Origin of the sequence: Oscillibacter sp. KLE 1745 (assembly GCF_000469445.2) — a bacterium.
In the GTDB taxonomy this organism is placed as follows: Bacteria; Bacillota; Clostridia; order Oscillospirales; family Oscillospiraceae; genus Oscillibacter; species Oscillibacter welbionis.
This window is the reverse complement of the sequence record NZ_KI271745.1, coordinates 1-3135: the sequence shown is the minus strand read 5'-3', so window position 1 is coordinate 3135 and position 3135 is coordinate 1. Positions and strand designations below refer to the sequence as shown.

Annotated in this window: 4 protein-coding genes; 1 reads left to right on the top strand and 3 read right to left on the bottom strand. The window is 63.8% G+C overall.

The window, feature by feature from the left end; all coding sequences use genetic code 11:
- Nucleotides 1-23: 23 nt before the first annotated feature.
- From HMPREF1546_RS13010 to HMPREF1546_RS13000, 3 genes are all read right to left on the bottom strand, one after another.
- Nucleotides 24-224 carry a sulfurtransferase TusA family protein gene (locus HMPREF1546_RS13010; RefSeq protein WP_025545157.1) on the bottom strand — a complete coding sequence of 67 codons (201 nt, stop codon included), beginning with the start codon at nt 222-224 and terminating at the stop codon, nt 24-26.
- Nucleotides 225-355: 131 nt separating this feature from the next.
- Nucleotides 356-1471, bottom strand: a complete 1116-nt coding sequence (gene yedE, locus HMPREF1546_RS13005; RefSeq protein WP_036629706.1) for a YedE family putative selenium transporter — start codon at nt 1469-1471, stop codon at nt 356-358.
- 41 nt (nt 1472-1512) lie between these two features.
- Nucleotides 1513-1749 (bottom strand): DUF3343 domain-containing protein, encoded by a 237-nt coding sequence (locus HMPREF1546_RS13000; RefSeq protein ID WP_021748201.1) that lies wholly within the window; start codon nt 1747-1749, stop codon nt 1513-1515.
- Nucleotides 1750-1950: 201 nt separating this feature from the next.
- Here HMPREF1546_RS13000 and HMPREF1546_RS12995 point away from each other — a divergent pair.
- A partial coding sequence (locus tag HMPREF1546_RS12995; RefSeq protein ID WP_021752024.1) for a chromosome segregation SMC family protein occupies nt 1951-3135 on the top strand: 1185 nt, incomplete at its 3' end.

The following is a 3135-nucleotide window of genomic DNA, read 5'->3' as shown; positions in this document are numbered from 1 at the left end:
CCTACGGGCTCCCCGCCTGTCTTTTATTTCGTCAGGGTCAGTTTCCAGTCCGGTCCGTCCGCCGTCTTGCTGACCTGATAGCCCTGGGAGTGGGCGAAGCGGGTGATGTTCTCCACCGCTGCGCCGGCCTCCGCCAGGACTTCCACCGTGGCGGGCCGATCCTTCAAGGCCTTCTGCACCATCAGCACCGGGGTGGGGCAGATGTATCCGCGGGTATCTACCATATCAAATTCCCCTTTCGCCGCGATATGCGGCACAGATTCAAGGATTTTCCCTGTGCAAAATGGGAAAATTTTCCGCCATCGCCGGTTGCCTGTCAGGACAGGGCGATAGACGATTTTCATACATTGTGTGCTCAATCACGCGATACAGCCTCCGTTTTCGGCAAATGGGTCACCGTGATGGCCAGCAGTACCGCGAATCCGATGGCCACCGCCGCCATGCCGGCAGTGCCGATGCCGCCGACCACATAGGTGCCGTCCTCCGCCACGGAATCCGCCGCGCCGGCCAGACCGAAGTTGTGGGAGACGGCGGCGCCCACGATCATGCCCAGGACGGTCACGGCGGAGTCGCCGTTGCCCTCACCGGCCAGAATCAACTGTCGCAGGGGGCAGCCTCCCAGCAGGATGGAACCCCAGCCCGCCAGGGCCATGCCCAGGGCGGACCAGAGGTACTGGCTGTGGGCGATGGGCTGGGACAGTGCGGACAGGCTGTAGGATCCCAGGACCAGATTGCCAATGGTGACCGTGCCCCAGATGGCCAGGAAGCCGGAGAGGAGCTTGAAGTCCCGCAGCATCACAGCGTCCCGTATGCCGCCGGCCATGCACAGCCGGCTCCGCTGGGCCAGCACGCCCACAACCAGACCGGCCGCCAGGGAGATCCCCCAGAAGGCCCGCATGGAGCCGGGGCCCGCCTCAGAGAACTTCAGCAGGGTGGGCACCAACAGCAGCAGCCCCAACAGCGCCATCAGGATCCCAGACAGGACGAACCCCTCGCCCATGCGGACGGGATAGGCCCGGCCCAGGGAGAAACCCTTCTTTAAACATACCACGCCCACCAGGATCCCGGCGATGAAGCCCACCAGCCCGGCAACGGCAGTCAGGTCGCCGCCGCCCAGCCGGATGACCATCCGCAGGGGGCAGCCCAGAAACACCAGAGCACCGATCATCACGAACATCCCCAGCACAAACCGGCAGGCGGGAGAGGCCCCGGCCTTTGCCCGGAACTCCCTGGCAGCCAGAGCTGCCGCCGCGGCCCCCACCACGATGCCGATGATCTCCGGCCGGATGTACTGCACATTGGCGGCGCTGTGGAGCCCCAGGGCGCCGGCGATGTCCCGCAGGAAGCAGGCGATGCAGAAGCCCATGTTCTTGGGGTTGCCGGAGGCGGTAAGGATCAGGGCGGCAATGCCCACGGCCACGCCCGCCGCCAAGATCAATCCGTATTCCCGAAACCAACTCTTTTCTCTCATAAATACACTCCTCACTCTCTTCGGCGCTGGGATGAAAATCGTCACAGGGGCAGCTCATAGAAACCGGCTGTCTCGATCCCGGCCTCCTGCAGCCGGGTCTCCAGGTGCTCCCGCAGCTCCGGCGGCGCGGACCAGGCCATGCCGCAGTCGGATGTGATGCACCGGGGAACGGAGATCAGTTTGCCCTCCAGCCCCAGGCGGCGGCAGAGCTGCTCTGTGGCGATGGCCCCGGCAGTGGTGTGAAACGTCACGATCAGCCGGGGGCTTTTTTCTCGCACGGACTCCCTCCTCTACTCGTTATTTTTTCAAAAGAATAACATGAAAAAATGGAAAAAGCGAGATCTGTTTCGAGGATAACGGCCCAGCTCCGGCTGGAGCCGCCGAACCTGGAGATTTTTCCTTGAAATAGGGGAGTGGCTTTGCTATACTATACTAGTTATAGTATGTGATCTGGCTGAGAGGCCGAATGAGGTGAGAGTTTGTATCTGCGCGCATTGGAAATCCAGGGGTTTAAGTCCTTTCCAGACAAGACGGTCCTGAATTTCGGCGAGGACATCACCGCCATCGTGGGTCCCAACGGCTCCGGCAAGTCCAACATCTCCGACGCTATCCGGTGGGTGATGGGGGAACAGAGCGTCAAGGGCCTCCGTGGCGCCAAGATGGAGGACGTGATTTTCGGCGGCACGGAGAAGCGCAGCCAGGTGGGCTTTGCCCAGGTGACGCTGGTGCTGGACAACACGGAGCACATCTTCCCCACCATGGAGGAGAGCGAAGTGTCCGTCACCCGCCGCTATTACCGCAGCGGCGAAAGCGAATACTACATCAACCGCCAGTCTGTCCGGCTGAAGGACTTGACGGAGCTGTTCCTGGACACCGGCATGGGCCGGGAGGGCTACTCCATCATCGGCCAGGGCAAGATTGATGAGATCCTCTCCGCCAAGAGCGGGGAGCGGCGGGAGATCTTCGAGGAGGCCGCCGGCATTTCCAAATTCCGCCACCGGAAGGAGGAGGCGGAGCGGAAGCTGGAGCGGACGGAGGAGAATCTGGTCCGCATCAATGACAAGATCGCCGAGCTGGAGCTTCAGGTGGAGCCCCTGCGGGAGCAGGCGGAGAAGGCCAGGAAGTATCTGGTGCTCCGGGATGAGCTGCGCCTTCTGGAGATCTCCGTCTGGCTGGAGAACCTGGACACCCTGAAGGCGGGCGCCCGGAAGCTGGAGGCGGACTTTCACGCCGCAGAGTCCCAGCGGGACGAGGCCCGCGCCGCTCTGGACGCTCTCTATGCCGAGGGGGAGCGGTACAGCGAGCGGATGCGGGAGAAGGACATGGAGGCTGAGCGTGTCCGGACAGAGTCCGCCGTTCTGGAGGAGCAGATCAAGGAGAAGGAGTCCGCCGCCGCCGTGCTGGAGAGCACCGTCACCCACAACCGGGAGAACATCCAGCGGGCGGAGGCGGAGCTGGCAGAGGCGGAGAGCCGTTCCGGCGGCCTTGCGAAGCAGGCGGAGGAGCAGGAAGCCCGGGTGGCGGAGATCGACCGCCGGATCGGGGAGCTGAACGGTGCGCTGGCCGCCCTGCTGGAGACCGCCCAGACCATGGCGGAACAGGCCGGCGGCGCCCAGAACGAGGCGGAGCGCCTGCGGGCACAGGAGGCCCTCGCCATGGCCGCC

What these genes read in the sequence shown, in the direction of transcription:
- HMPREF1546_RS13010 (WP_025545157.1), bottom strand. Translation starts at nt 224, where the DNA reads ATGGTAGATACCCGCGGATACATCTGCCCCACCCCGGTGCTGATGGTG.
- yedE (WP_036629706.1), bottom strand. Translation starts at nt 1,471, where the DNA reads ATGAGAGAAAAGAGTTGGTTTCGGGAATACGGATTGATCTTGGCGGCG.